1 protein-coding gene is annotated in these 355 nt (G+C 71.8%); it reads left to right on the top strand.

The annotated features are described in order from the left end of the window. On the top strand, nt 1-355 hold a 355-nt coding region (locus ACZ3HG_RS23200), incomplete at both ends, for an aminotransferase class V-fold PLP-dependent enzyme (protein ID WP_465334660.1).

Raw genomic sequence — 355 nt, forward strand, 5'->3', positions numbered from 1 at the left:
TCGCCTCGGCCGATCGACGCTGGGGGCCGCGGCCGGGCAGACGATCATCGGCGACTCCACCACCGTGCTGCTCTACAAGCTGTTGCGCGCCGGGCTAGCGGAGCGTTCCACGGCTGACCCGGAACGCGTCGAGATCGTCGTGAGCCGCGACGACTTCCCCACGGACCGCTACCTCGTCGAGGGGATCGCCGCCGAACGCGGCGCGCGGGTCGTGTGGGTCGAGGTCGACACGTCGCGCGGAGTGGATGCCGACGCGCTCCGCGCCGTGGTCGGGCCACGCACCGCGGTCGTGCTGCTCAGCCACGTGTCCTACCGCTCCGGATATCTCGCGGACGCCGAGACCCTCACGCGCATC

This window comes from Erwinia sp. PME.40.26/001, from assembly GCF_055556675.1.